Annotated in this window: 24 protein-coding genes and 3 tRNA genes; 15 read left to right on the top strand and 12 right to left on the bottom strand. The window is 74.4% G+C overall.

Going from position 1 to position 26,517, the window contains the following annotated elements:
- The first annotated feature begins 277 nt into the window (after positions 1-277).
- The 3 genes from AB5J87_RS24185 (at position 278) to AB5J87_RS24175 (ending at position 3,642) form a co-directional block, all read left to right on the top strand.
- The gene (locus AB5J87_RS24185) at positions 278-1,204 is read left to right on the top strand and encodes an SGNH/GDSL hydrolase family protein (RefSeq protein ID WP_369379204.1); all 927 of its coding nucleotides are present in this window, start codon (positions 278-280) and stop codon (positions 1,202-1,204) included.
- A gap of 30 nt (positions 1,205-1,234) precedes the next feature.
- Complete coding sequence (locus AB5J87_RS24180; protein ID WP_369383657.1) at positions 1,235-2,170, top strand: aldose epimerase family protein; 936 nt, start codon at positions 1,235-1,237, stop codon at positions 2,168-2,170.
- A 248-nt stretch (positions 2,171-2,418) separates the two neighbouring features.
- Entirely contained in the window at positions 2,419-3,642 is a 1,224-nt protein-coding gene (locus tag AB5J87_RS24175; RefSeq protein WP_369383656.1) for a pyroglutamyl peptidase, read from the top strand.
- A 321-nt stretch (positions 3,643-3,963) separates the two neighbouring features.
- On the opposite strand, the gene AB5J87_RS24170 is transcribed toward AB5J87_RS24175, so the two are convergent.
- A complete protein-coding gene (locus AB5J87_RS24170; protein ID WP_369379203.1) occupies positions 3,964-4,767 on the bottom strand; it encodes an EI24 domain-containing protein in 804 nt (267 codons plus the stop codon).
- Between the two features lie 126 nt (positions 4,768-4,893).
- Between AB5J87_RS24170 and AB5J87_RS24165 the strand changes: the two genes are divergently transcribed.
- Positions 4,894-6,048 carry a serine hydrolase domain-containing protein gene (locus AB5J87_RS24165; protein ID WP_369379202.1) on the top strand — a complete coding sequence of 385 codons (1,155 nt, stop codon included), beginning with the start codon at positions 4,894-4,896 and terminating at the stop codon, positions 6,046-6,048.
- A gap of 297 nt (positions 6,049-6,345) precedes the next feature.
- On the opposite strand, the gene AB5J87_RS24160 is transcribed toward AB5J87_RS24165, so the two are convergent.
- Together AB5J87_RS24160 and AB5J87_RS24155 are read right to left on the bottom strand one after the other, a co-directional pair.
- Complete coding sequence (locus tag AB5J87_RS24160; protein WP_369379201.1) at positions 6,346-6,771, bottom strand: organic hydroperoxide resistance protein; 426 nt, start codon at positions 6,769-6,771, stop codon at positions 6,346-6,348.
- A 162-nt stretch (positions 6,772-6,933) separates the two neighbouring features.
- Entirely contained in the window at positions 6,934-7,953 is a 1,020-nt protein-coding gene (locus AB5J87_RS24155) for an NADP-dependent oxidoreductase (RefSeq protein WP_369379199.1), read from the bottom strand.
- Positions 7,954-8,046: 93 nt separating this feature from the next.
- Between AB5J87_RS24155 and AB5J87_RS24150 the strand changes: the two genes are divergently transcribed.
- Complete coding sequence (locus AB5J87_RS24150) at positions 8,047-8,475, top strand: MarR family winged helix-turn-helix transcriptional regulator (RefSeq protein ID WP_369379198.1); 429 nt, start codon at positions 8,047-8,049, stop codon at positions 8,473-8,475.
- A gap of 132 nt (positions 8,476-8,607) precedes the next feature.
- Here AB5J87_RS24150 and AB5J87_RS24145 read toward each other — a convergent pair whose 3' ends face one another.
- On the bottom strand, positions 8,608-9,309 hold the full coding sequence (locus AB5J87_RS24145) for a hypothetical protein (RefSeq protein ID WP_369379197.1): 702 nt from the start codon (positions 9,307-9,309) through the stop codon (positions 8,608-8,610).
- A gap of 145 nt (positions 9,310-9,454) precedes the next feature.
- Here AB5J87_RS24145 and AB5J87_RS24140 point away from each other — a divergent pair, with 145 nt between their 5' ends.
- The 3 genes from AB5J87_RS24140 (at position 9,455) to AB5J87_RS24130 (ending at position 13,743) form a co-directional block, all read left to right on the top strand.
- The gene (locus AB5J87_RS24140) at positions 9,455-10,024 is read left to right on the top strand and encodes a hypothetical protein (protein WP_369379195.1); all 570 of its coding nucleotides are present in this window, start codon (positions 9,455-9,457) and stop codon (positions 10,022-10,024) included.
- A gap of 829 nt (positions 10,025-10,853) precedes the next feature.
- Positions 10,854-11,891 (top strand): rod shape-determining protein, encoded by a 1,038-nt coding sequence (locus AB5J87_RS24135; protein ID WP_369379194.1) that lies wholly within the window; start codon positions 10,854-10,856, stop codon positions 11,889-11,891.
- 262 nt (positions 11,892-12,153) lie between these two features.
- Positions 12,154-13,743: a GAF domain-containing protein gene (locus AB5J87_RS24130; protein WP_369379193.1), complete on the top strand. Its 1,590-nt coding sequence runs from the start codon at positions 12,154-12,156 to the stop codon at positions 13,741-13,743.
- A gap of 24 nt (positions 13,744-13,767) precedes the next feature.
- On the opposite strand, the gene AB5J87_RS24125 is transcribed toward AB5J87_RS24130, so the two are convergent.
- On the bottom strand, positions 13,768-14,199 hold the full coding sequence (locus AB5J87_RS24125) for an Lrp/AsnC family transcriptional regulator (RefSeq protein ID WP_369379192.1): 432 nt from the start codon (positions 14,197-14,199) through the stop codon (positions 13,768-13,770).
- Positions 14,200-14,268: 69 nt separating this feature from the next.
- Here AB5J87_RS24125 and AB5J87_RS24120 point away from each other — a divergent pair, with 69 nt between their 5' ends.
- The 3 genes from AB5J87_RS24120 (at position 14,269) to AB5J87_RS24110 (ending at position 17,888) form a co-directional block, all read left to right on the top strand.
- Entirely contained in the window at positions 14,269-15,012 is a 744-nt protein-coding gene (locus tag AB5J87_RS24120; protein ID WP_369379190.1) for a hypothetical protein, read from the top strand.
- A 70-nt stretch (positions 15,013-15,082) separates the two neighbouring features.
- The gene (locus tag AB5J87_RS24115) at positions 15,083-16,507 is read left to right on the top strand and encodes an acyl-CoA synthetase (RefSeq protein ID WP_369379189.1); all 1,425 of its coding nucleotides are present in this window, start codon (positions 15,083-15,085) and stop codon (positions 16,505-16,507) included.
- Positions 16,500-17,888, top strand: a complete 1,389-nt coding sequence (locus AB5J87_RS24110; RefSeq protein WP_369379188.1) for a carboxyl transferase domain-containing protein — start codon at positions 16,500-16,502, stop codon at positions 17,886-17,888. Before AB5J87_RS24115 ends, AB5J87_RS24110 begins: the two co-directional genes overlap by 8 nt.
- Before the next feature lie 59 nt (positions 17,889-17,947).
- On the opposite strand, the gene AB5J87_RS24105 is transcribed toward AB5J87_RS24110, so the two are convergent.
- Positions 17,948-19,213, bottom strand: coding sequence for an MFS transporter (locus AB5J87_RS24105; protein WP_369379186.1), 1,266 nt, complete (start codon positions 19,211-19,213; stop codon positions 17,948-17,950).
- 82 nt (positions 19,214-19,295) lie between these two features.
- The gene (locus AB5J87_RS24100; protein WP_369379184.1) at positions 19,296-20,051 is read right to left on the bottom strand and encodes a class I SAM-dependent methyltransferase; all 756 of its coding nucleotides are present in this window, start codon (positions 20,049-20,051) and stop codon (positions 19,296-19,298) included.
- Positions 20,052-20,515: 464 nt separating this feature from the next.
- Here AB5J87_RS24100 and AB5J87_RS24095 point away from each other — a divergent pair, with 464 nt between their 5' ends.
- Positions 20,516-20,749, top strand: a complete 234-nt coding sequence (locus AB5J87_RS24095) for a hypothetical protein (RefSeq protein ID WP_369379183.1) — start codon at positions 20,516-20,518, stop codon at positions 20,747-20,749.
- Between the two features lie 548 nt (positions 20,750-21,297).
- Here AB5J87_RS24095 and cyaB read toward each other — a convergent pair.
- The gene (gene cyaB, locus AB5J87_RS24090) at positions 21,298-21,855 is read right to left on the bottom strand and encodes a class IV adenylate cyclase (RefSeq protein WP_369379182.1); all 558 of its coding nucleotides are present in this window, start codon (positions 21,853-21,855) and stop codon (positions 21,298-21,300) included.
- 15 nt (positions 21,856-21,870) lie between these two features.
- Positions 21,871-22,722: a helix-turn-helix domain-containing protein gene (locus AB5J87_RS24085; RefSeq protein ID WP_369379180.1), complete on the bottom strand. Its 852-nt coding sequence runs from the start codon at positions 22,720-22,722 to the stop codon at positions 21,871-21,873.
- A gap of 126 nt (positions 22,723-22,848) precedes the next feature.
- On the opposite strand from AB5J87_RS24085, the gene AB5J87_RS24080 reads away from it, so the two are divergent.
- Complete coding sequence (locus AB5J87_RS24080; RefSeq protein ID WP_369379179.1) at positions 22,849-23,700, top strand: DUF6415 family natural product biosynthesis protein; 852 nt, start codon at positions 22,849-22,851, stop codon at positions 23,698-23,700.
- 276 nt (positions 23,701-23,976) lie between these two features.
- Here AB5J87_RS24080 and AB5J87_RS24075 read toward each other — a convergent pair.
- From AB5J87_RS24075 to AB5J87_RS24065, 3 genes are all read right to left on the bottom strand, one after another.
- Positions 23,977-24,050: transfer RNA gene (locus AB5J87_RS24075), tRNA-Ile, on the bottom strand.
- 164 nt (positions 24,051-24,214) lie between these two features.
- Positions 24,215-24,287: transfer RNA gene (locus tag AB5J87_RS24070), tRNA-Asn, on the bottom strand.
- Positions 24,288-24,292: 5 nt separating this feature from the next.
- Positions 24,293-24,365: transfer RNA gene (locus tag AB5J87_RS24065), tRNA-Asn, on the bottom strand.
- A gap of 184 nt (positions 24,366-24,549) precedes the next feature.
- Between AB5J87_RS24065 and AB5J87_RS24060 the strand changes: the two genes are divergently transcribed.
- Both AB5J87_RS24060 and AB5J87_RS24055 read left to right on the top strand, forming a co-directional pair.
- A complete protein-coding gene (locus AB5J87_RS24060; protein ID WP_369379178.1) occupies positions 24,550-24,870 on the top strand; it encodes a YtxH domain-containing protein in 321 nt (106 codons plus the stop codon).
- A 54-nt stretch (positions 24,871-24,924) separates the two neighbouring features.
- Positions 24,925-26,370, top strand: coding sequence for an FGGY-family carbohydrate kinase (locus AB5J87_RS24055; RefSeq protein ID WP_369379177.1), 1,446 nt, complete (start codon positions 24,925-24,927; stop codon positions 26,368-26,370).
- Positions 26,371-26,517 lie beyond the last annotated feature (147 nt).

Raw genomic sequence — 26,517 nt, 5'->3', positions numbered from 1 at the left:
CGGCCTCGCGCCCCTACCGGTCTCGGTCAGGACAGCACCTGACATTCTGCCCCGGGGATCAACAGTAAACAGCATCGGGAGTTAATCTCCTGAAAGGGGACAGTATGTGACGTGATGTAATTTACCGGAGCCGTCTGGCGTGGTTCCTCTGGCTGGACGGGCCAAAGCTACCGCGCGGAGCGGACGGAAGGGTGTCGTACGGTCGGTCCTGGGCCCGGGAAACACGAAGCTTTCACCCGCCAGGACGCCGGGCGCAGCCGACGGAGGGGACCAGGGGATGGACCAGGGGACGTTGCCGACGCGCCGGGGCCGCTCCGGGCGCGCCCGGACCGCGGGAGCCCTGCTCGCCGCGGCGCTGCTCGCCGCCGCGGCCGGATGCACGAGCGCGGAACCGGCCGGGGAGCACCGCGCGGGCGCCGCGCCCCGCCCCTCGCCGACGCCCACCTCGCACTGGAACCCGCGCCCGGCCTCGATAGCCGCCGTCGGCGACTCCATCACCCGGGGCTTCGACGCCTGCATGGTGCTCTCCGACTGCCCGGAGGTGTCCTGGGCGACCGGTACGGACACGGCGGTCGACTCGCTGGCCACCCGGCTGCTCGGCGCCGGGGCCGCGTCGGCCGGGCGCACCTGGAACTACGCCAGGACCGGCGCCCGCATGTCGGACCTGCCGGGCCAGCTGACCCGGGCGGCGGCGCACCGCCCCGAGCTGGTCACGGTGATGGTGGGCGGCAACGACGCCTGCCGGGACTCGGTGGCCGGGATGACCAGCGCGGCGGACTTCCGGGCGGGCTTCGAGGCGTCGCTGCGCGGGCTGCGCGCCGAGCTGCCCAGGACGCAGGTGTACGTGTCGAGCGTGCCGGACCTCAAGCGGCTCTGGTCCCAGGGCCGCGAGAACGAGCTGGGCAAGCAGATCTGGAAGCTGGGGATCTGCCGCTCGATGCTGCGCGACGCGGACGACCTGGGGGTGGCGGCGGTCGAGCGGCGCGACGCGGTGTACCGGCGGGTGGTGGCGTACAACACGGCGCTGAAGGACGTGTGCGCGCGGGACCGCTACTGCCGCTACGACGGGGGCGCGGTGTTCGACTACCGCTTCACCGACGACCAGCTGAGCCACTGGGACTGGTTCCACCCCAGCAAGGACGGCCAGAGCAGGCTCGCGGAGATCGCCTACCGCAACGTCACGGCGGCCTCGCCGCCGGCGTAGGGGCGCGCGCCCGGACCGGCATAGGGTTCGATCATGGAACTCTTCGGGACCCTGGCCGACGGCACGCCCGTGCACCGCTGGACGCTGGAGCGCGCCGGGACACGGGTGCGGGTGCTGACGTACGGCGGGATCGTGCAGTCGGTGCGGGTGGCGGACCGGGCCGGGGCGCCGGGTGAGACGGTGCTGGGCCACGACACCCTCGCGGGCTTCGTGGCGGACCCCGGCCCCCGCTACGGGGCGCTGGTGGGCCGGTACGCCAACCGCATCGCGCACGGCGCCTTCGAGCTGGACGGGGTGCGCCACGCCCTGGCGCGCAACGCGGCCGGGCACAGCCTGCACGGCGGCCCCACCGGTTTCGACCGGCGGGTGTGGGCGGCCGAGCCGCTCTCGCCGTACGCGGTACGGCTCTCGCGGGTCTCCCCCGACGGCGAGGAGGGCTTCCCGGGCCGCCTCGACGTGTCGGTGACGTACGAGGTGGACGCGGCGGGCGCGCTCGCCCTCGGCTACCGGGCGGTGGTCGAGGGCGCGGCGACGGTGGTGAACCTGACCAGCCACGCGTACTGGTCGCTGGGCCCCGGGCCGCACGAGCTGCGGGTGGCGGCCGGCCGCTACACCCCGGCCGACCCGACGGGCATCCCCACCGGCGAGCTGGCGCCGGTGGCGGGGACGCGGTGCGATCTGCGCGCGGCGCGGGCGGTGGACACCGGGTACGACCACAACTTCGTGCTCGACGCGCCGGACGCGGGCCCGGCCGCCGAGCTGTACTGCCCCGGTTCGGGGCGGCTCCTCACCGTCACCACGTCCGAGCCGGGGCTCCAGGTGTACACGGGCGGCCCGCAGGGCGGGGTGGCCCTGGAGACCCAGCACTTCCCGGACTCCCCCAACCGCCCGGAGTTCCCCAGCACGGTGCTGCGGCCGGGCGAGGTGTACGCGTCGCGGACGGTGTACGGGTTCGGGGTGCGCTGAGCGGTCCGGGGACCGCCGGGCGGCGGGAGCGGGACGCGGGGGCCGTGGCGCGGGCGGCCGTGCTGCGGGCGGCCGTGGCGCGGGCGGCCGGATCTCTTCGTTCGCCCCTCCCGCCCCACTGACTCCCCCTGTTCACAGGGCAGTTCCTTCTCGATACTGGCCGCCCGGGTTGCAGGCCGACGGAAGGATGTCCGGTGGTACGTGGACGGCGCGTGCGGGTGGCACGGCTCTCTCTGGTGATCGCTTCGATGACGTGCGGCACGCTGCTCGCACCGGTTCCGGCGCAGGCGGCGACGGCGGGGGCCGCGACGACGGGGGCGCCGCCGACCGTCGAGGAGCAGCGGCTCGACCTCGCCGTGCCGCAGGAGATACTGCGGCGCTCCGGATTCGACGCGGTGGCCCCGGAGTTCGCCCGCGAGCTGCGCGCCGCGGGCTCCTACCGGCAGGCCGGGCGGCTGGTGGACCGGGAGGGCGCGCGGCTGTGGCGGCGGGCGGTGGACCGGGCGCAGGGGCGCGGCCCCTCGGGCGGCGACCTCAGCCGCGACGACGACCGGCCGCTGTACTGGGCGCGGCTCGGGATGACCCGTGAACTGCGGGGCTGGGAGCCGGGGTTCGCCCTGGACGCGCGGGGGCGGGCGGCGCTGCTCGACCGCCTCGAACGCACCTCGCGCGGCCAGGACTCGATCGACTTCGGGGCCCGGACCAAGGGCGTCAAGCGGGTCCTGGCCACCGGCTTCGACCCCTTCACGCTGGACCGGGACATCCGGATCAGCAATCCGTCGGGGGCGACCGCGCTGGCGCTGGACGGGACCGTCATCCGCACCGCCGACGGGCCCGCCCGGGTCGAGACGGCCGTGTTCCCGGTCCGCTGGGACGACTTCGCGGCGGGCACGGTCGAGCGGGCGCTGCGGCCGGTGCTGCCGAAGGTCGACCTGTTCACCACGGTCAGCCAGGGCCGGGTGGGCCGGATCGACGTCGAGCGCTTCAACGGGGCCTGGCGGGGCGGCTTCCCGGACAACGACGACCTGTCCCGTACGGAGACGGTGCCGGTGTCCGACCCGGCGAGCCAGCCGCAGTGGACGGCGACGACCCTGCCGTACCGGGCGATCACGGCCGCGGACACCGGCCGCTTCCCGGTCTACGACCACACCTCGGTGACGGAGATCCCGGCGGGCCAGTCGGCGCCGGTGGTGCGCGAGGACGGGCCGACGGCCGGGTCGACGGCGCGGGCCGGGGGCGGCGGCGACTACCTCTCCAACGAGATCGCCTACCGCGCCACCCTGCTCCGCGACCGGCTGGGGCTGAAGGTGCCGGGCGGCCACGTCCACACCCCGGTGCTGGAGTTCGGCGCCGGCAACACGGACCCGTCGACGGGCACGGTCACCGACCCGGAGTTCCTCCGCAACCGCCGGGACATCGTGGCGCAGATCCGGGCGATCGTGGGGGTCGCGGCGGCGGCGCCGCGCGGCTGAACCGCCGGGCCGGGCGGGCCGGGTCGGACGATCGACGCCAGGTCCGCCCCGGCCAGGTGGTACCCGCCCCCCGCGCCGGAACCATCGCGTCCGCGACCTCCCGGACCGCCGCCGGGTCGGCGAGCATGGTGATGACGACGTCCGCCTCCCGCACCGCCTCGGCCGCGCCGACTCCCCGGCGGTGGCCGCCTTCGTCGTACGGCTGCGGGAGGCGGCGCGGCGGCTGGGCGGCGCGCTGGAGGCACGCTGACCTGCGGCGGGCTTCGGGGCGACCCCGGATCCGGGGCGGCCCGGGAGGGTCCGGCGTGGCCCCGGGGCGGGTCAGGCGGAGCCGGTCGCGCCCGGGGCGACGGGCTCGCCCGCGGCCGGGTCGTCGTCCGGCCCGTCCTCGTCGCGCAGGTCGCGGACCATCAGGGTGGCTCCCGCCACCGCTCCCGGCATCAGGAACACCGCGACGAACGGCACCAGGAACGCCAGGGTGAGCGGGACGCCGAAGCCGAGGACCAGCAGCCGCCGCCCGCGCAGCAGGACCAGCCGTTCGCGCAGTTCCACGCCCCGGCGCTGGAGCGCCACCGCCGTCAGCTCCTCGGTGAGGAAGAACCCCGAGACGCAGAACCCGATCGCCGGGACCACGGTCTGGCCGACCACGGGCAGGAAGCCGAGGGCGAAGAGGAGGACGCCGTAGCAGGCCACCCGGACCAGGATCCGCAGCGAGTCGCGGGCGGAGATCCACAGGTCGCGCCAGAGCGAAAGCCCGGACTCGGGCGCGTGGCCGCCGCTCTCGGCGCGGTCCACGTCCTCGGACAGCTTCTCGTAGAAGGGCTGGCCGACCAGGAGCGTCACCGCGGTGAAGGTGAGGACGGCCAGGAACAGGCCCATCGCGAAGACCAGCGCGATCAGGAAGCCGCGGAAGAGGCCGAGCCAGGGCGAGGACCAGCCGTCGGCGAACGGCGTCGCCCATCCCACGAAGTCGTCGGCGCCCTCGGCCAGGCCGAAGAGCGCCGCCGCGTACAGGACGAGCGTCACCAGGCCGGGCAGCAGACCGACCCCGAGGGACCTGCCGTGTCCGGCGACCCACCGCTGTCCCTTGACCAGATATCCGAAGCCCGCCCCAAGATCACGCATGGCTGGATTGTATCGACCGGTAACCGCCGCCCCCGTACGGGAATTCGGCGCATCCGCCGCTCGTTCCCGTCGCGGATCACCACGTCGCGCGATCGCGCGACCGACCGGTCGATACGGGGAGACGACATGCCGAGCGGCAGCACCGTGCAGGGAACCGTCGCCGAGGGGTTCGAGGGCGTACGGGAGGAGCTGGCGGCGTTCGTCGCCGAGGAGGAGCACGACCCGGGCGCCCAGCTGGCCGTCTTCCGGCACGGCGAGCCGGTCGCCGACCTGTGGGCGGGCGACCTGGTCGACGGGGACTCGCTGGTCCCGGTCTTCTCCGCGACCAGCGGGGCGGTCCACCTGGTCGCGGCGCTGCTCGTCCAGGACGGCGCGCTCGGCCTGGACCGCGAAGTCGCCGCGTACTGGCCGGAGTTCGCCGCCGAGGGCAAGGGCGCCGTCACCGTGCGCGAGCTGCTGGCGCACCGGGCGGGGCTGATCGGCGCGGACGGCGGGTTCACGCCCGAGGAGCTCCTCGACGACCGGGCGGTGGCGGCGCGGCTGGCCGCCCAGCGCCCGTTCTGGCGGCCCGGCGCGGGCCACGGCTATCACGTGCTGACCATCGGCGCGCTGGTCGCCGAGGTGGTGCGGCGGGTCTCCGGCGCCGGTGTGCGGGAGCTGTTCGAGGAGCGCGTGCGGGCGCCGTACGGACTGGACTTCTTCCTCGGGCTGCCCGGGGCCGAGCGGGCGCGCACCCGCGAAGTGCTGCCGATGGCGCTGACGCCGGGGCAGGCGGCGGCGCAGGCGGGCAGGCGCCGCAGTCGGCACGGTCTGCTGACGATCGCCTTCAACCGCAGCGCGGACCCGGCCTTCGACCTGGTGGCGCTGGCCAATTCGCGGGCCGCGCAGGAGCAGGCGCCCGCCTCGCTGGGCGGCGTGGGCAACGCCCGCGGCCTGGCCGGGATGTACGCGGCGGCGATCGGCCCGTTCGGCGGCCGGGAGCCGCTGCTGAAGCCGGAGACGGTCGCCGAGTTCGCCCGGCCCCACTCGCTGGAGAAGGACCTGGTGACCGGGGAAGACGCCTTCGCCCTCGGCTTCCAGGCACTGGGCCTGGGCCACGCGGGCCTGGGCGCAGACGCGTTCGGCCACGGGGGCGCGGCGGGCACGCTGGCCCTGGCGGACCCGCGCGCGGGGTTCTCGTACGGCTATGTGCGGCGCCGCTACGCCTTCCCGGGCGGCCCGGCGGCCGAGAACGAGCGGCTGATACGGGCGGTGCAGCGGGCGGTGGAGGACGCGGCGTAGCCCGCGCGGCCACTGGCGCGGGGGGATCACGGCGGGGCCCTCGGTGGGGCGTGGACCGCGCCCGGCCCCTGGCCTGGCGGGGCCGCACCCGAGCCCTCGGCGCGGGGTGGACCGCACTCGCCCCCGGCGCGGCGCAAGCGCGCCCGATCGCCCGGCCCGGCGCAAGCGCGCCCGGTCCCCGCGCCCCGGAAGGGCCCCTCGGCCCTGTGCGGGGCGCGGGAAACCGCGCGGGTGGATCCGCAGAGCCCCCAGGGGGCCGCACGCGCCGCCGCGGTGCGGCCCGGGGAGCCCGGAGCGTCAGGCGACCGCGAGCTCCACGGTGATGTTGCCGCGCGTGGCCTTGGAGTACGGGCAGACCTGGTGCGCCTTCTCGACGAGCGAGCGGGCGGTGGCCTCGTCCGCGTTCGGGATGGTGGCGGAGATCTTGACGATGATGCCGAAGCCGTCGTCGTTCTTGCCGATGCCGACCTCGGCGGTGACGGTCGAGCCGGTGATGTCGGCGTTCTCCTGGCGGGCCACGACACCGAGCGCGCCCTGGAAGCAGGCGCTGTAGCCGGCCGCGAAGAGCTGCTCCGGGTTGGTGCCCGCGCCGCTGCCGCCCATCGCCTTCGGCGGGTTCACGACGACGTCGAGCCGACCGTCGTCGGTGGCCACGCGGCCGTCCCGGCCGTTCTCGGCGGTGGCGACGGCGGTGTACAGAACGTCGGACTGCTGGATGGACATGCTGAGTGCTCCTCCTGCTCGTTCCCGGCCGCTCGCGCCCACGACAGCCGTGATGTGGAAAGACCCTATCGGATGACGGAAGTCACCCGATAAGGTCAGCCGCCGTGGCGGAGGTCACCCGGGGGGCCGGGCGCGGCGCGGGCAGGAGTCCCGCCCCGGCGTTCAGCCGCCCAGCGAGACGACCATCTTTCCGGTGTTCTGGCCGCGCAGCATGCCGAGGAAGGCGTCCACGCCGTTGTCGATGCCCTCGACGAACGTCTCGCCGTACTTGAGCTCGCCGGAGGCGATCCAGCCCGCGACCTCCTGCACGAACTGCGGCTGGAGCCCGGCGTGGTCGCCGACGAGGACGCCCTGGAGGCGCAGCCGCTTGCCGATCACCATGGCCATGTTGCGCGGGCCCGGGGTCGGCTCGGTGTCGTTGTAGCCCGCGATCATGCCGCAGATGGTGGCGCGGCCGTGCACGTTGAGGGAGGAGATGGCCGCTTCGAGGTGGTCGCCGCCGACGTTGTCGAAGTAGACGTCGATGCCCTCGGGGGCGGCCTCGCGCAGCTGGTCGCGGACCGGGCCGTTCTTGTAGTTGAAGGCGGCGTCGAAGCCCAGCTCCTCCACCAGCCACTTCACCTTGTCGTCGGAGCCGGCCGAGCCGATGACCCGGGCGGCGCCCTTGATCCGCGCCATCTGGCCGACCAGGCTGCCGACCGCGCCCGCCGCGCCGGAGACGAAGACCGTGTCGCCCTCCTTGAAGGAGGCGACCTCGAACAGGCCCGCGTAGGCGGTCAGACCCGGCATGCCGAGGACGCCCAGGTACGCGGAGAGCGGGGCCAGCGAGCCGTCGACCTTGGTGGCGTGCCTGGCGTCCACATCGGCGTACTCGCGCCAGCCGAGCCCGTGCAGCACGTGGTCGCCGACGGCGAAGCGCTCGTCGGCGGAGGCGATGACCTCGCCGACCGCGCCGCCGTCCATCGGCTTGTCGAGCTGGAACGGCGGGATGTACGACTTCACGTCGTTCATCCGGCCCCGCATGTACGGGTCGACGGACATGAAGAGGTTGCGGACCAGGATCCGGCCCTCGGCGGGCGCGGCGACCGGGGCCTCGCGGAGCGCGAAGTCCCCCGGCACGGGCCAGCCGTGCGGACGGGCGACGAGGTGCCATTCACGGCTGGTGGCGGGGAGTGCGGTCATGACGGTGCGTCCTCCTGCGTTTTATTTCATGAACTGAAACAACCATGCTCCTGGATATTTGAGATTGTCAAGTATCTGGGTACGCTGGTTCCCATGGCCACACGCATGGATCCCGTCTCCCTCGAAGTCGTCGAGCTGATCGGCTCGGTGGTGGCGCGCTACCACGAGGAGTACGAGCGGGCCGCGGCCGAGCACGCCCTCACCGGCGCCCAGGCGCGGGTGCTCGGACTGCTCGCCCTCGAACCGGTCGCGATGCGCGCGATCGCCCGCAAGCTGAAGTGCGAACCGTCCAACGTCACGGGGATGATCGACCGCCTGGAGGCGCGCGGTCTCGTCGAGCGCCGCCCCGACCCCGACGACCGCCGGGTCAAACTGGCGGCGGCCACCGAGGAGGGGCGGCGCATCGCGGCCCGGCTGCGCGACGACCTCGACTTCGCCCGCGAGCCGCTGGCCGAGCTCTCCCCCGAGGAGCGGACGGCCCTGCGGGACCTGCTGCGGCGGATGCTCGGTACGGAGGAGTAGCCGCGGCGGGGGGGCGGAGCGAGGCGGTGCGGGTGGCCGGACCCCGGACCCCGGACCCCGGCCGCCCGATGCCCGAAAGCCCGCTGCCCGCAGCCCGCAGCCCGCAGGCAGCGCCTGCCCTTGACCGGGCCCTTACAGGCACCACCACAGGAAGCGGTCGCACGTCTCGCTCGGGGACGGCGTCGGCGACGGGGGCCGGGACGGGGGCGGCGCCGGGTCCGAGGCGGACGGCGAGGGCGGGCCGGAGGGCGACGGCGGGGCGCCGGTGGCGCTGGGCGAGGCGCCCGGCGCCGGTGCGCGGGTCGGGCCGGTCGCCGCGTGCGCGCCGCCGTCCCGGGCGGGCGCGCCGGTCCCGCCCGGCCCCGGCCACGTACCGCCGGACCTGGGGTGGCCCTTGCCGTGCCCGGTCCCGGTCCCGGCCGGTACGGCGCTGGGCCGCCCGGGTCCCGCGTCGCTGGGGTCCGGCTCGGGCGCGGCCGTCTCCTGCGAGATCTGCTCTTCCTCGTGCACGGTGGTGGCGGCGCCCCGGTCGTCCCGCGGCGGCTCGACGGCGAGCTTCGCGATCCCCAGCGCCCCGGCCGCGAGCACCACGCCCGCCGAACCGAACAGCACCAGGCGTCCGCGCCGTCTGCGCGCACGGCGGCGCGGCCGGGGCGGTTCGCGCCGGGCGGCACGGCGATGACCGGTCGGGGCGGTGTCGGCGCCGGGTGCGGCGGCCTCGTACACGCCCAGATCGATGATCTCGGGCTGCCGCAGCTCCTCGGCGGGGGTGCCGCATCCGGCGCAGGCCAGTGCGCCGTTGAGGTGCCGTCGGCAGACGTGGCAGTAATCCATGGCCAACGGAGGCTATGCGGGGGCCGGTCGACAATGGGGGCCGAGGATGTGTGGATCTTGTGTGGAACCATGCCTTCCACCGCGTGTCGGGGGCACGAATCCGGGCGTTGGGGGCGTTGTCAGAAGGGCCGGGCAGGATGGGTCCATGACGGACGTACAGCCACACTCCTTCGGCCCGCTCGACTTCCAACTCGTGCTGCTGCGGCGGATGGCCGACCACCAGCCGGGGCTGGTCGAGGACGCCCGCCGCGAGCTGGGGGTCTCGACGGCAGAGATGCGCGAGGCCAACCGGCGCTGGCAGGCGATGGCCCGCTCGCCGCGCTCCCGGGGCGCCGCCGCGCGCTACCGGTCGGTGCTGGGCGCGCCCGAGTCAGTGGCCCGGCGGCGGATCGGCGACCTGGAGTGCGAGGCGCGGCTGTGGCCGGTACCGCTGTGGCCGACGCTCCGCTTCGAGGTGCTGGCCGGGCCGGACGGGACGGTGTGGAACGAGTGGCTGGTGCGGGCGCCGGGGGCGGACGGGCCCGTGCTGGAGTCGGTGGCGGATCTGCGGCCGTGGAGCTGCACGGTCGACGAGGCGGCCCGTGCGTTTGCGCCTGCGCGGCCGATGGAGGGGAGTGCGCCGACGCGGTGGCGGGTGGAGCTGACGGAAGTGGGGGGCGGGAAGTGGGTGGCGGAGTTCTCCTGGGGCCTGCTCCAGGAGGTACGCCCAGCCTGACCACCACGGCCGCTGTGACCGCACCCCGGTTCGGCCCCCGGGTGCCCACCTGCGACCCGCCGCGCCCGTCCTGGGACCGGGCCTTCGTCTGCGGGCCGGCACTCGGTTGCTCACGCAGTTCCCCGCGCCGCTATCCGGGCCGGTCTTCGTCTGCGGGCCGGTACCTGGTTGCTCGCGCAGTTCCCCGCGCCCCTATCCGGGCCGGTCTTCGTCTGCGGACCGTGCTCGCTCCTCGCGCAGTTCCCCGCGCCCCTGGCGGGGCCGGTCTTTCTCTGCGGGCCGTCGTGGGCCGTTCGCGCAGTTCCCCGCGCCCCTCAAAACCCGGCTTCGTCCGCAGACCGTGCGTGGCTGGTCGCGCAGTTCCCCGCGCCCCTGGCGGGGCGGGGCGCAGGCAGCCGGAGGCTTGCCTGTTGGGGGCGCGGGGAACGACGCGAGGAGCGAGCACGGCTCGCAGACGGCAGCCGGTCTCTGGGGCCCGAAGGGCCAACCAAAGGGGCGCGGGGAACTGCGCGACCAGCCGAGCGCGGCCCGCAGGCGAACGCCGTGCCCCGGCCCGAAGGGCCCACTCAGGGGCGCGGGGAACTGCGCGCCCCACGACGGCCCGCAGGCGAAATCCGTTCGGCATCCCGCAGGGGACCCGCAGGGGATACGCGTGACGACACGCCGTTCACACCCCCGTTGTCCCCCGATCGGCCCCGCCCCAACACCCCCCTGGCACTCAGTCAGCCGACGCCCGACCGGCTCAGCCCAGCGCGCGCCGGGCTCCCGGCCCCCGGACGATTCGATCAAGAGCCGCCATTCGATCAAGAGCTGCCACTCGGGAGTCGTTGTGAGCGTGAGTCTGGAGCAGTTGCGTCGTTGCCATGTAGCCGTCGACCTCGGGGCCGCCAGGACCAGGGTGTTCGTCAAGGGGATGGGGCTCGTCGTGGACGAACCCAGCGTCGCCGCCGTCAACACCCGTACCGGCGCCCTGATCGCCGTCGGCGCGTTCGCCGAGAAGATGACGGGCCGTACGCCCGACTACATCCGGGTGGTCCGCCCGGTCTCGGGCGGAACCGTCGTCGACATCGAGATGGCCCAGCGCATGCTGCGCCACCTCATCGGCGAGAAGCTCCGCCGCCAGCTGCGCCGCAAGCCCCGTCTGCGGGCCGCCGCGTGCACCCCGCACGAGGCGGACCCGCTGGCCCAGCGCGCCGCCGTCGAGACGCTGGTGGGACTCGGGGCGCGCCGGGTCGAGCTCGTCGACACCCTCATCGCGGCGGCCGTCGGCTGCGGGCTCCCGGTGGAGCAGCCCACCGCCACCATGATCATGGTGTGCGGGGCGGCGACCACCCAGATCGCGGTGCTCTCGCTGGGCGCGATCGTCACCGCCGAACGCATCCCGGTCGGCGGCGACGCCATCGACCACGCGGTCATCCAGCACCTGCGCCACCAGCACGAGCTGATGCTGCCGAGCCAGTCCGTGCGCCCCCTGCAACTCGCCCTGAGCGGCAACGGCCTCACCCAGCAGGGCCCGGCCTCCACCGAGATCCACGGCCGGGACGTGGCGACGGGCCTGGCCCGTTCGGTACGGGTGGACACCGCGGCCGTGCGGGACGCGATCCACACCCCGCTGACCGCCGTCCTGGACGGCATCGGGAAGGTCCTGCGCGACTGCCCGCCCGACCTGGTGGCCGACCTCGCCGACCGGGGGATCATGATGGTGGGCGGGAGCGCGCTGCTGCCGGGGCTGGACCAGATGCTCCGCAAGGCGACCGGGATGCCGGTGGCGATCGCCGAACGCCCGGACGTCTGCGCCATCCTCGGCCTCGGCTCGATGCTGGACGGCAAGATCGAGCCGATGGTCCTGGACCCACTGGCCGAGTGAGCCGCACGCCGAACGGGGCGGGCGGCATGAACGGCCCGGGTGGCCCGGACGGTTCGGACGGCTCGGATGGCCCGGGTGACCCGGACGGTCCGACCAGCCCGGGCGGCCCGGCCAGCTCGGGCGGCCCGGCCAGTTCGGCCGACCCGGTTCCGACGGCCCGGGCGGCACGGACGGGCCCGGCCGGCTCGGCCGACGCAGCCGACTCGACCGGCCCGGTGGAGACGGGCGGCGGCGCGGAAACGACCGTACGAGAGGGGAGGACGTGGACGTGGGCTCGGGCACGTACGAAAGGGACGGGGGCGGAGGCGGGACTCCCCTCCCCGTCCTCCTCGAAGCCGTCCTCGGCGTCGGCACCGACCTCGAACTGCGCACCACCCTCCAGCACCTGGTGGACACCGCCGCCGAACTGACCGGCGCGCGGTACGCGGCGCTCGGCGTCGTCGACCCCGAGCGCGGACGGCTCACCGAGCTGTTCACGGCCGGGCTCACCGAGGCCGAACGGGAGCGGATCGGGGCCCTGCCCGACGGGCGCACCGGGGTGCTGGGCGCGCTCCTGCGGGACGCCCGGCCGCTGCGGCTCGACGACCTGACCGCCGACCCGCGCTCCTCGGGCGTGCCGCCGGGCCATCCCCCGATGCGCTCGTTCCTGGGCGTCCCCATCCGCGTCCACACCGAGGTGTTCGGCAACCTCTATCTGACCGAGAAGCGCGGCGGGCCGTTCACCGACGAGGACCTGGCGCTGCTGCGGGTGCTCGCCTCGCAGGCCGGGATCGCCATCGGCAACGCCCGGCTGTACGAGACGGCCCGGCGCCGCGAGCGGTGGATCGAGGGCGCCGCCGCCGTCACCACCTCCCTGCTCACCGGCGACACCGCGGCCGACGCGCTGATGACGGTCGCCGAGCGGGCCCGGCTGCTCGCGGACGCGGCGGCCGGGGTGGTGCTCCAGCCCACCGAGGCGGGCGGGATGGAGATCGTCGCCGCGTCGGCACCCGACGACCCGGGCGACATCGTGGGCACGACGATCGCGCCCGGCTCGCCCGTACTGGTCCAACTGCTCGGCGGGGAGCCGGTGTTCATCGAGGACTCGGCGACCGACCCCCGGATGACCACGCACGTGCGGAGCCGGTTCGGGCCGAGCATGATGCTGCCGCTGCAGAGCGGCGGCAGGCTCATCGGCACGCTCGCGCTCCCCCGCCGCCGGGGCGCCGAGCCGTACTCGGCGGTGGAGCGGCTGCTGGCCGCGCAGTTCGCCTCCCAGGCCGCGCTGGCGCTGGTCCTCGCCGACGCCCAGCACAACCGGGAGCGGCTCGCGGTGTACGAGGACCGCGACCGGATCGCCCGGGACCTGCACGACCTGGTCGTACAGCGGCTGTTCGCCACCGAGATGATGCTGGAGTCGACCCGGCGCCGGGCCGCCAAAGCCGCCCGGGACGACACGGACGAGCTGCTCACCCGGGCCGTGGACGAGCTGGACTCCACGATCCAGGAGGTCCGCACCGCGATCTTCGCCCTTCAGCAGCCGCCCGCGGAGGCGCCGTCGACCGTGCGGGGCAGGGTGCTGCGCGAGACGGACGGGGCGGGCGCGCTGCTCGGGTTCCGGCCGTCGGTGCGGTTCGAGGGGGCGGTGGACACGGTGGTCGGGGAGCCCGCGGCCACCCGGCTGACCGCGGCCCTGCGCACGGCGCTGGCCGCCGCGCACCGCCGCCCGGGCGTCTCCTCCGTGCGGGTCACGGTCGACGCGACGGCGCGGCTGCCCGACGGGCGGCCGGGGGTCCGCCTCGACGTGACGGACGACGGCGAGGCCGAGGACGGCGGGCCGGGCACCACGGCGAGCTGGCAGTCCCCGGTGTGACCGGCCCGGCTCGGGGCCGCGTACTCAGGGCCCGGAGGCCGCCCGCAGCGCGATCCGGGTGTGGGAGTGGGCCACGCCCGCGTCCCGCTTGAGGCGGCGCAGCAGCCCGTCCAGGGCGGCCGGGTCGGCCGCCCTGGCCCGTACGAGGTAGTCGTGCTCGCCGGTGACGTGCACGACCTCGGTGATGCCCGGCAGCTTCAGGGCGACCCGCTCGAACTCCTCGTTGGTGGTGTCCAGGCGCAGGGTGACGTCGATGAAGACGACCAGTCCGGCGCCGCCGTCGGCCGCCGGGTCGACCAGGGTGGTGAAGCCCCGGATCACGCCCTCGCGGCGCATCCGCCGCACCCGGTCGGCGGCGGCGTTGGCGCTGAGCCCCACCTTCGTACCGAGGTCGCGGTACGAGATCCGCGCATCCTCCCGCAGCGCGCCGAGGATTTCCCTGTCGAGCCGGTCCATACCGCGATTGTCGCAGCCGGTGCCGATATCCGGCCGCGTTCCGGCCCGGCGCGGCCGGACAGTACCCCCATGAGCGAGATGTGGACGACGGCGGTGGCGGGCGCGGCGGCGGGCCTGGGGGTGGCGATGCCGGTGGGCGCGGTCGGGGTGCTGCTCGTCCAGGAGGGCATGCGCGACCGGCGCGGCGCGGTCGCGGCGGCCTCGGCGGTGGCGGTGGTCGACCTGGCGTACGCGGCGGTGGCGACGGCACTCGGGCCGTGGGTGGCCTCGACGCTGTCCGGGGTGGAGGCGTGGGTGCGGCTGGTGGCGGCAGGCGTCCTGGCGACGATCGCGGGACGGGGGCTGTGGGGGTCGCGGGGCGCGACGCCACCGCCGGACCGGGAGGTCCCGGCCGCCCCACTTGCCCCGGCGTCCGGCATCCCGGCCGCCCCACCGGGCCCGACGCCCGGCACCACCCCCGCACCCGCGTCGGCCGCCGCCCCCGCGACCAGGTCGGCCACCACCCCCGCACCGGCCGCCGCCCCCGCCCGCACCTTCCTCCGCTTCGCCGCCCTCACCCTGGTCAACCCCACCACCGCGCTCTACTTCACCGCCCTCACCACCGCCCAGGGCGGCGCGCTGCACGGGGGCGGCGCCGGGGCCGTGTTCGTGGCGGCGGTGTTCGCGGCGTCCTTCGTGTGGCAGCAACTGCTCGTCGCCGCCAGCGGGTTCGCCGGGGCGCGGATCTCCGGCACGGCCCGGATGTGGACGTTCCGGACGGGCTACGGGCTGGTCGCCCTGTACGCGGTGAAGGTGGCGCTGCCGCTTCCTTGATCGGGGCGCCGCGTAGGGTTTCGACAGGCCCGTCGGGGCCGGTGCCGTCGACCGCGAGGAGCCCTCTTCCGTGTCCCCTCTCTTTCCCGCGCTGCGGACCGCCGACCACAAGGAGGCCCTGCGCTTCGGCGAGCGGTCCCTCACCTACGCGGAGCTCGCCGGGGCGGCGGACGCCCTGGCGGCCCGCCTCGCCGGGTCCGGGCGCGTCGCCGTCTGGGCGACCCCGGCCCTGGAGACGGCGGTCGGGGTGGTCGCGGCGCTGCTGGCCGGGGTCCCCGTCGTCCCGCTCAACCCCCGTACCGGCGAGCGGGAACTGGCGCACATCCTCAACGACAGCGCGCCGGACGCCGTGCTCGCCGCGCCGGGCGACCCGCTGCCGGCCGCGCTGGCCGCGCTCCCCCGGATCGACGTGGACACCTCGCCCGCGCGGCGGGCGGCGCCGGAGCGGACCGGCGGGCCCGGCCCCGAGGCGCCCGCCCTGATCGTCTACACCTCCGGCACCACCGGCCCGCCCAAGGGCGCCGTGCTGCCCCGCCGGGCGATCGCCACCACCCTGGACGCGCTCGCGGACGCCTGGGCGTGGACGCCCGACGACGTCCTGGTCCACGCGCTGCCGCTGTTCCACGTGCACGGGCTGATCCTCGGCGTGCTCGGTCCGCTGCGGCGCGGCGGCTCGGTCCGCCACCTCGGCGCGTTCTCGGTGGCGGGCGTGGCCCGGGAGCTGGCGGACGGCGCCACCATGCTGTTCGGGGTGCCCACGATGTACCACCGGATCGCCGAATCCCTGGACGGGGACCCGGAGTCGGCCCGGTCGCTGGCCGGGGCCCGGCTGCTGGTGTCGGGCTCGGCCGCGCTGCCCGTCCACGACCACCGGCGGATCGCGGCGGCGACCGGGCGCGCGGTGATCGAGCGGTACGGGATGACCGAGACGCTGATGAACACCGGCGTCCGGGCGGACGGCGAGCCCCGCCCCGGCACCGTGGGCCGCCCGCTGCCCGGCGTGGAGCTGCGGCTGGCGGACGAGGCGGACGGCATCGGCGAGATCCAGGTGCGCGGCCCCCACCTGTTCAGCGGCTATCTCAACCGGCCGGACGCCACGGCCGCCGCCTTCACCGAGGACGGCTGGTTCCGCACCGGCGACCTGGCGAGCCTGGACCCCGACGGCTATGTGCGGATCGTCGGCCGCAAGGCCACCGACCTCATCAAGAGCGGCGGTTACAAGATCGGCGCGGGCGAGATCGAGAACGCCCTGCTGGACCACCCCGGGGTGCGGGAGGCCGCCGTCACCGGCGAGCCGGACGCCGACCTCGGGGAGCGGGTGGTGGCCTGGGTGGTGCCGGCCGATCCCCAGGCGCCGCCCGCGGAGGAGGAGTTGGCCGCGCACGTGGCGGCCCAGCTCTCCCCGCACAAACGGCCGCGTACGGTCCGCTTCCTGTCGGCGCTGCCCCGCAACGACATGGGCAAGGTCATGAAGCGGGCCCTCGGCCATGGCTGAGCGGCTCACCGCCCGCGCCGCGATCACCGCCGTCACCGGCGACTTCACCGAGCTGCCCGCGCCCGGACGGGCGAGCGCCGCCGACGGTCCGCTGGGCTGGGAGGGGTACGCGCGGGCCCGGGCGCGGGCCACCGAGCGCACCGGCGAGCACGAGTCGGTGGTGCACGGGCTCGCCCGGGTCGAGGGCCGCGCGTGCGTCCTGGTCGCCTTCGAATTCGGCTTCCTGGGCGGCTCGTTGGGCGAGCGCACGGGCGACCGGCTGGAGGCGGCGTACGACAGCGCGCGGACGCTGCGGCTGCCGCTGGTCTCGCTGATCTCGACCGGGGGCAGCCGGATGCAGGAGGGCATGGTCGCGCTCACCCAGCTCCAGCGGGTGGCCCGCCGGTCCGCGCTGCTGCGGGCCGCCGGGCTGCCGCAGCTCGCGGTGGTGCGCGACCCGACGACCGGCGGCGGCTGGGCCACGCTGGGCGCGGGTGCGGACGTGGTCCTGGCGCTGCCCGGCGCCCAGGTGGGCTTCGCGGGCTCCCGGGTCCGCCCGGCGGACGCGGACCCGGCGGCGTACGCGGCGGAGGGCCAGCTGGCGGCCGGGTCGGTGGACGCGGTGGTCCCGCTCGCCGAGCTGCGCGGGGTGCTGGGGAAGTGGCTGGGGCTCCTGGGCGGCGAGGGGCTCACGGGCGGGGCGTCCGGCGCCGGTGCGGAGGACGCGGACGGGCGCCCCCGCCGGGTCCGGCCCGCCGAGGTGCCCGGGGCGCTCGCACCGGCCGCCCCGCCCGGCACCGGCTGGGAGGCGGTGGAGCGGGCCCGCGCGGCCGGCCGCCCGCGCGCGGACGCCTATCTGGACGCCTACTTCACGTACCGGATGCCGCTGCGCGGGGACCGGTGCGGGGGCGCCGACGACGGGATGCGGTGCGGGTTCGGGCTGCGGGACGGGCGTACGGTCGCGTACGCCGCGCAGACCGGGACCGCGACCCGGCCCGCGGGCTACCGCACCGCCGCCCGGCTGCTGCGCCTCGCCGACCGGCTCGGGGTGCCGGTGCTGACGCTGGTCGACACCCCGGGCGCGGCCAATGACGCGGCGGCCGAGCGGGCCGGGCAGGGCGCGGCCGTGGCGGAGTGCTTCGCGGCGGTGGCCGAGGCCCGGGTGCCGCTCACCACGCTGGTGATCGGCGAGGGCGGTTCGGGCGGCGCGCTCGCCCTGGCCGCCCCCGGCCGCACCTGGGTGACCCCGGACAGCTACTTCTCGGTGATCGCCCCCGAACTGGCGGCGGCCATCCTCAAGCGCGGCCCCGGCGAGGTGCGGGCCACGGCGGACCAACTCCGGCTGCGGCCCCAGGACCTGGTGGAGCTGGGGGTGGCGCGGGGAGTGGTGTCCCCCGCCTGACGGGCGCCTTCCGGTACGGCGGGGCGCCTTCGGCCGCCCCGGCCCCCGCCGGGGTTCCGCTACGGCTGCGGGTCGCGGGCGTCGTACCGGGCGAACCGGCGCCGGGTGAGGCCGAGCAGCGTCACCGCGAGCACGCACGCCAGCCCGCCGCCGGTGACGGCCACCGTGGGCGAGGCCAGGTCGGCCGTGCTGCCCGCCAGGAAGTCGCCGAGCCGGGGCCCGCCCGCGACCACCACGATGAACACGCCCTGGAGCCGTCCGCGCATCTCGTCGGGGGCGGCGACCTGCATCATCGTGTTGCGGAACACCATGGACACGGTGTCGGCGCACCCGGCGAGGGCCAGGAAGAGGACCCCGAGCCAGAGGTTGCGGGTCAGCCCGAACACCGCGATCGCGGCGCCCCACGCGCCCACCGCGACCAGGATCGCCAGGCCGTGCCGGTGGACGCGGCTCAGCCAGCCCGAGAACACCCCGCCGAGCAGCGCGCCCAGGGCGGGGGCGGCGACCAGGAGTCCGGTGGTGCGGGCGTCGCCGTCGTACCAGAGGACCGCGACGGCCGGGAACAGCGCGCGCGGGTGCGCCAGGATCATGGCGCAGAAGTCGGAGAAGAACGTCATCCGCAGGTTCGGGCGGGTGGCCAGGAAGCGGAACCCGTCGAGCACGGAGGCCCGCTTGGCCGTCGTGCGGTCCCGGTCGGGCAGCATCGCGGGCAGCCGCCACATCGCGTACAGGGAGGCGGCGAAGGTGACGGCGTCGATCAGGTACGCGGTCTGGTACCCGGCGAACCCGACGATCAGCCCGCCCAGGGTGGGCCCGAGGAGGGTGCCCGAGGTCATGGTGATGGAGTTCAGGGCGTTGGCGGCGGGCAGCTGCTCGGGCGGCAGCAGCCGGGGCATCATCGAGGAGCGGGCGGGCCCGTTGAGCGCGGCGCAGACGGACTGGAGCGCCACGATCCCGTAGAGGAACCACACCTCGGCGAATCCGGCCAGGGCGGCGGCGGCCAGACCGGCCGACAGGACGGCGGACCCGGTCGCGCTGGCGAGCCCCAGCCGGCGCCGGTCGACGGTGTCGGCGACGGCCCCGCCGTAGAGCCCGAACACCATCAGCGGCACCAGCGAGAAGAGCCCGACGAGGCCGACGCTGAAGCTGGATCCGGTGATGTCGTAGACCTGGAGGGAGATCGCCAGGGCGGTCATGCCCTGCCCGATCCAGGAGATCGTGTTGCCGAACCAGAGCCTGCGGTAGTGCGCGGAGCTGCGCAGCGGCGTGAGGTCGGCGAATATGCGGGAGCGGCTGCTGGGCGGGGTTTCGGTCTCGGCGGTCACGGGCGATGCTAACCGCCGCCACCGGCGCCGCAGTGCGACGGGGGGCGCCCGAGGGGGGACGCCCGGCCCCGTCGCGGCGGGGTCAGACCCGCTCGGCGTGCACGTACGACATCGGGTAGACGATCCGGCCCTTGGCGTCCACGTCGAAGGCGTCCGGGTCGAAGGGCAGGGTGCCGCCCGTCTCCGAGCGCTGCTTCTCGAAGTACTCCCGGGTGTGGTTGGTGGTGCAGAGGCTGTCCTCGATGGCGATGATCCGCCAATTGCCTTCGAGGTTGGCCCGGAAGTTGTCCTTGCTGACGCGCAGCTGCTGCGGCGGCAGGCCGACCAGCTCGGACTCGGCGAACGCGAACAGGTGGAGCCGGGCGCCCGGGGCGGTCACGCGGTGCAGGGAGGCCGCGTAGGCGCGCCGCTGCTCGTCGGTGAGCACGTGGTAGAGCCCGTAGTCGAGGACGGTCTCGAAGCCGCCCTCGATCCCCTCGAACCTGGTGGCGTCGGCCACCGCGAAGGTCAGGTCGAGGCCGCGCTCGCGGGCGCGCTCCTGGGCCTGCCCGATGGCGGAGGGCGAGAAGTCGAGGCCGGTGACGTCGTGGCCGCGCGACTTGAGGTGCAGGGAGTTCTGCCCGGTGCCGCATCCGGCGTCCAGCACCTTGCCGTGGAACGCGCCGGACGCCTCCAGGGCCACGACGACGGGCTGCGGCTCAGGGATGTTCCAGGGCGCGAAGTCGAACTTCATGCCCAGCCCCTCCGTCCGCACCTTCCCCGCGTACAGCGGATCGAAGTTGGCGCTCCCGGCCGTATAGACCTGGTCGGCCTCGCCCTGTCGTTCTTCCGTGCTCACCCGGTGCCTCCCTTGTGCGGTGCGCGGAAATCGGTGCTGCGGTCAATCTCCCGGACCGAATCGTCTCCGGACAACCCCGAACGGCTGATCAGACGTTCAATCGCGGGAACTCCGCAGTTGCACACGGGGGTTGACAGCGGAGCACCGGGCGGACTCGGCACCCCGGGCCGCCGTGGCCCGAATTCCCCGCTGGGGAAGGGGAATGGGAACGCCGACCACATGCTCCCGGAAAGGGGAGCGAAGCGTTGCGTACGCACACGGGACGCCCGCCACGGGGGCGGAGCGGCGCGGGCGGCAAGGTAGGTGGGACTTGAACCCACAGCCAACGGATTACGCGTCTCCGGGTGCCTCGATACGCCTAGTTCCATCCTGTGCCACCCAACGTGGAACCGGCCCGGAAAGCGCTGGTCACGGCAGTCGCTGAGCTGCCACCGAGGAAGTGCCATGAATACCCTTCAAACACCATGAAGAAGGCGTACATGGCGGACATGGCAGGAGAACTCGGCGAGTACCGGCTCAGGAAGGGCGGCCACGAATTCGGGACCGAATCCTTGGGTGACGAGCTGTCCCGACTCGCCGGTTTCACCATGCTCGCGGGAGGCGCGGGAGCGGCGGTGATCGGACACTCCGAAGGCGCCGCGACCGCACTCGCAGGCGTGAAGATCGCGAAAAAGGATCCCTTCGGCCTCACCACCTAGTCCTGTCGCCGCATCATGGGGCATGGAGCCGCAGATGATCCGGTGCGGCCGCCTCGCCGCTCATCCGGCCCATCGGTGACTGGACGGGATTGTCATCAAGGCCAACGTCGGCGGGGGCTCGCCGGCGGCTGCCACACCGGCCCCGTTCAAGGCCGTCGACATGAAAGGCTGAGATGCCGAGCTACGGGACACTCGGCCCGCCAGAACCACCCCCTCCCCCATCAGCACCGCACCAGACGCCGACAGCCCAGAGTTGCGCTCCGGGCCGCCACCCAAGAGAAGATCCCAAAAGGGCTGAGCGGCCAGGACCGTCGGGGAGACAGTTCGGGTGTCCGCCGAGTCCAGAAACCCCGGCGATCATGCTCTGCCGCCGCACAGCGCGGTCAACTCGGTTGATCAGCAAGCCGAAAGGCAGTGCGCGTTCCCGCACCGGTCCGGCGCCCGATTCCGAGGCCCTGCGCCGTGAGCGGGACGCCGACGAATCGGCTGGCTCATCCACCGCGTGAGATCCCTCGTCGGCTACGTCCGCGAGCCGACGGGAGCTTTCGTCACGCCGCCCGTCGGGCACGCACCGCGTCGGTGTAGAGCTCCCTCGTGACGTCCTCGCCAGCGATCCCCAGGTCTGTGAACACTGCGCGCACATCGTCGAGGGCCGCCGCCAACTCGTCCTCGGCGACCAGGGTCTCCACCTCGATGAACGTCCCGTCGATCTCCGGCACCCTGACCAGCGTCGCCAGCATCTTGCGCCCGTGCGCTTCGAAGTCGTAGTTCCGGCACCGCTTCTCGAACGCGATCACGGGGACGTACCCGAGCCCGCGCAGCACCGCGTGGACCGCCTCGGTATCCTCGACCCGGCTCTCGTGCTCGGGCTTGGAGCCGGTCTCCTCGTCCACGCGCGCGCCCTTGTACGTCAGAACCGTCCGCGTCTCGTCCTGACCGTGCACGGTACGCACGCGGAGTTCCGCGTCCCGCACCTCCAACGCGCCGTCCGGGGTGTCGTAATAGGTGTCCTGGTACACCTCGGCACGGCCGACGGCCCACTCGTCGAGACGGCGCAGCACCGCCTCGGGCTCGTGGACCCGCGCTTTCAGTTCCGCCTCGATCACGGGCGATCCCCTTTCTCAGACCGTACGTTCGGCTCCGTCGACGATCGCCTGGACCATCCGCCGGAACCCCCGGAAGAGGGGCCCGTGCGGAGTCTCCATCACCTTGTAGCACGCCGACTCGTGCCCCTCCCAGCCTGCGTCGAAGGCGCCGACGAACATGGTGGAGTCGATGCGGATGACCCGCCACGTCGGCAGCATCCGGTAGCGGTACACCTGCACATCGCAGGTGCCGGCGAGTTCGCGCAACCTGCCTTCGGCCAGGCGCACGCCGCTGGCGAGCGACTCGGCTGACTCGCCGATCTCGGCGGCCCGTTGGGCGAGTGCCGGGGACTCGGGGTCGAGGAGCAGCAGCCGGACCCGTAGGCCCTGTCCGCCCTGCTCACGCGGCAGGCAGGCGCGGAGCAGGGAGTCGTTGAGGCCGATGAGGCCGAGCCCGCGAACGGCCAGGACGTCGAGTTCCTGGGCAGCGCGGGCTTGCTGCTGGATCTCTTCGCGTGCAGATGCCTGCGAGGCGTAGACGCGGACGACTTCGGGGAACGCGGCCAGGTCGAAGGCCGCGTTGCCGGAGCGCGCCTCTCTGCTGGCCGCGAGACCGAGGAGGTGGCGGGCGTCGTCGGGCATGCCGAGGCCGTCGGCGATCCGCTCGTAGACGTCAAGCCGGGAGACCTCTCGGCGCCGGTTGATGATTTCGTTGACACGGCTCTGCGTCATGCCGACAGCCATCGCGATCCGGGCCTGGCTGACTCCCGAGTACTGCTGGGCGTGCATGAACACCGAGGCGATGTCTCTGCGTCGGAGCGCCTGCCGGACGGGGGCCTGCTCCCAGGCCCACGCCGGGATGCTGATGGTGCCGACCGGTCCGGGCATGGCTGAGCTTCCTATCCACGCGGGGATGAGAATCCATCTCACGGTGAGATTACCGCTCGGATATCGCATGGGTACTGGCCGTCACCAGAGCCTTGGCGCAATCTCCGCCACTGAGGGAGCGCCCCCGTGCATACCAACCTGACCCGCCGGACCACGGCCATCACTGACTGGCTCGCCTCCGCGCACCCCGCACCGGCAACGGCCCGCGGCCAGTGGACGATGGATGGCCTGGCGATGCTGCCGACGGGCCGCGCGTTCGACACCGTGCGCATCTCCGCCGAGATCGTCCACGCCGCCGCGCAGAGCGGCGATTCGGACGCGGTCGCCGCGTACCTGGCGCACATGGTCGACGGGCCGGTCATCCACGACGCCTACGCCGCGAGCGTCTCGTACTACGTCCTCGTGCCGCTCGGCTCCTGCTCCCACCTCAACACCCCGGACGCGCAGCGGCTTGCCCCGGACACAACGTGGCTCGGTGTTCCCGCCGTGCACCGCACGGAACGGCCCGGGCCGTACTGGATCTCCCCGCCCCGGCGCCGGGAGGATTACTGCGTCCCGGCCGGGGTCGACGGAGTCATCCGCCTCGGCCGAAGACGGGCCGCCGCGCCGCAGCTGACCGGCCCCATCCGGCCCGACCTGGCCAGGATCGCGCGAGAGTGCGGGCGCTTCCTCGACGGCGCCCCGGCCCGCGCCGACACCCTGACACTGGACGACGCGACGGCACGGACCCTTCGCTACCGCGGCCACCTGATGGTGCTGCTGCCCGCCCTCCAGGACGCCGAGGCACGCCTGCCCGTGGACGACCCGTCACGCAGCCGCGTCCTCCTCGGCGTCACCGAGGCCCACCGCCAGCTCGGCATGGACAGCGAGTCGGACAACCTCTCGGCGCAGTACGCGCACGCGCAGCGCCTCGCCAGATGCTGTGTCGACACCGTGCAGCTGCTCCGTCGGCTCGGCGAGCACCCTGCACCCCGATGACACCCCGCCCCGGCCGGTACCCCTGGCAGGACCGCGGCCGGGGCGGGGCGGGGCCCTGTACCTCCATCCAGCGAACGGGGGTTCATCACCCCGAAGCCCGAACGGCAGTGACAGCAAAGAAGGCCCCGACCAGCACGTGGTCGGGGCCTTTCTGCGTCTTGATCGTCTGCCTCTCGGGCCGGCAGGGGATCACTGGGCTCCTCCTCAGCTCCCCCGTCCGGCAGGGCGCAGAGCCGGGTCCGCAGGTTGAAACGTTTCCGCGCAGGGAACGCAGAGTGGGGCGGGTGGGACTCGAACCCACGGCCGACGGATTATGAGTCCGCTGCTCTAACCGGCTGAGCTACCGCCCCTAACGGCGCGTCGCGCACATTTGTGCGCGCCGTCTGCCGCAGCATAGCCGCTCATACGATCTCCTGCCTCGGATGGTCGGCAACGCACGACCATGAGGACCCCGGTGCGGGCCGCGCGGTTCCACCGGGCATGAAAAAGGACCCTCAAGGGGCCCTTTTCACTGCTCTCCCGACTGGACTCGAACCAGTAACCTGCCGGTTAACAGCCGGCTGCTCTGCCAATTGAGCTACAGGAGATCGAGCTCCCCCGACTGGACTCGAACCAGTAACCTGCCGGTTAACAGCCGGCTGCTCTGCCAATTGAGCTACAGGGGAATGTCTCGTTGCCTCAAACGTACCCACCTCGGGTGTCCCCGGGCGGCGTGCGCTCGCTGCGACACATACATTAGCGCAAGCAGGGGGGTGCTCCGCCAATCGGTTCCGCCCCGGGTGATCACAGGGCTGCGCGGGTAGGCGCAGCACACGACGCCACAGCGACGTCGACAGACGCCACAGAAGGGTGACCGCCATGCGCTACCGGCTCACGTTCGCCGCCGGACTCGTCGTCGGGTACGTGCTCGGGACCCGGGCCGGGCGCGAGCGGTACGAGCAGCTGAAGAAGTCCGCGCGCCAGGTCGCCCAGAACCCGGCCGTGCGCAACACCGCCGAGTCGGCCGCGCAGAACGGCCGGGCCTACGCGGGCAAGGCGTTCCACGCGGTCAGCGCGAAGTTCTCCGACCGGGTCGACGGCTCCGGGCCGGGCTCGATCGGCGACCGGATCCGTTCGCTGCGCGAGCGCGGGCAGGGCGGCGACGACGACTGGGGCACCAGCAACACCTGAGCCGGGACGGACGCGGCGGCCCCCCGGCGCACGCCGTGCGGCAGAATCGTGCGCATGGGGATAGTCGCCGGGCTGGACAGCTCTTCCGCCTTCACTCGCATCGTCGTCTGCGACACCGACACCGGTGCCGTCCTGCGGCAGGGGTACGCCCCGCATCCCGGTGATCCCAAAGCCACCGAGGTCGATCCACAGGCGTGGCTGCTCTCGCTCGGCGAGGCCGCCGCGGGCGGGCTGCTGGAGGGCGTGCAGGCCATCGGGGTCGCCGCCCAGCAGCACGCGCTGATCGCGCTCGACGGGCAGGGCTCCCTCGTACGCGCCGCGCTGACCGGCAACGACAAGCGCGCCCAGGTCTCCGCCGCCGACCTCACCGACTCGCTCGGCGGGCGTGAGGCGTGGGCCAAGGCGGTCGGCAGCGTGCCGGGGGCCGCGCAGGCCGTGGCGAAGCTGCGCTGGCTGGCGCGGAGCGAGCCGGAGGCCGCCAAGCGCACCGCCGCGATCCTCCAGGCGCACGACTGGCTGGTGTGGCAGCTGCTCGGCCGCCCCGCCCGCCGCACCACCGACCGGGGCGCCGCGTCCGGCACCGGCTACTGGTCGGCGGCGACCGGCTTCTACCGGCCCGACCTGGTCGAGCTCGCGCTCGGCCACCAGGTCGCGCTCCCCGAGGTGCTCGGCCCCAGCGACGCCGCCGGCACCACCCCGGAGGGGCTGCTGATCTCGGCCGGCACCGGCGAGACGATGGCCGCCGCGTTCGGGCTCGGCGTGGGCCCCGGCGACGCGGTCGTCTCGCTCGGCGCCTCGGGTTCGGTCATGGCCGTGCACCACGAGGCGCTGGCCGACCCGTCCGGGATGATTACGTCGTTCGCCGACGCCACCGGCCGCCATCTGCCCGTCGTGCATACGAGCAACGCGGTACGGGCGCTGCGCGGCACGGCCGAGATGCTCGGCACCGAGAGCCTGGAGGAGCTCTCCGACCTGGCGCTGAAGTCCACTCCGGGCGCGTCCGGCCTGGTGCTGCTGCCCTATCTGGAGGGCGAGCGCACCCCGCGGCTGCCGCACGCGGCCGGGACGCTCACGGGGCTGCGCCGCGAGTCGATGAAGCCCGAGCACCTGGCGCGGGCCGCGTTCGAGGGGATGCTCTGCTCGCTCGCCGACGCCCTGGACGTCCTGCGCACCCGCGGGGTCGAGGTGCGGCGGGTCTTCCTGCTGGGCGCCGCGGCCGAGCTGCCCGCCGTGCAGGCGGCGGCGCCCGCGATCCTGGGCACCCAGGTGGTCGTGCCGCAGCCCGCCGAGTACGCGGCGCTGGGCGCGGCCCGGCAGGCGGCCTGGGCGCTGGGCGTCTCGCAGGGCTCCCTCGCGCCGCACACCCCGCCGGCCTGGCAGGGCGCGGCGGCCCAGGTCTTCGAGCCGGGCGAGGAGCTGGCGGTGGGGCAGGCGGTGCGCCAGCAGTACATCGCGACGCGCGACGAGATCCACCCGGGGGCGTTCGGGCCGGGCGCCTGAGCCGGGCGGGGCGGCCGGGACGGGCGGGGCGCCGGGTCCGTGGCGCACGGGCGCGAAAGGAAAGCCGAACGAGTGATCTCCGGTGTGTCGCCTTGACTGCGCCGGGGGTCCGTTCTTGACTCATCCTTTTGACTCGCCCTTGGCTTA

This window comes from Streptomyces sp. cg36, from assembly GCF_041080675.1.
Taxonomy (GTDB): Bacteria; Actinomycetota; Actinomycetes; order Streptomycetales; family Streptomycetaceae; genus Streptomyces.
The sequence above is the reverse complement of the archived record's forward strand: the minus strand, read 5'-3'. Positions and strand labels throughout refer to the sequence as shown.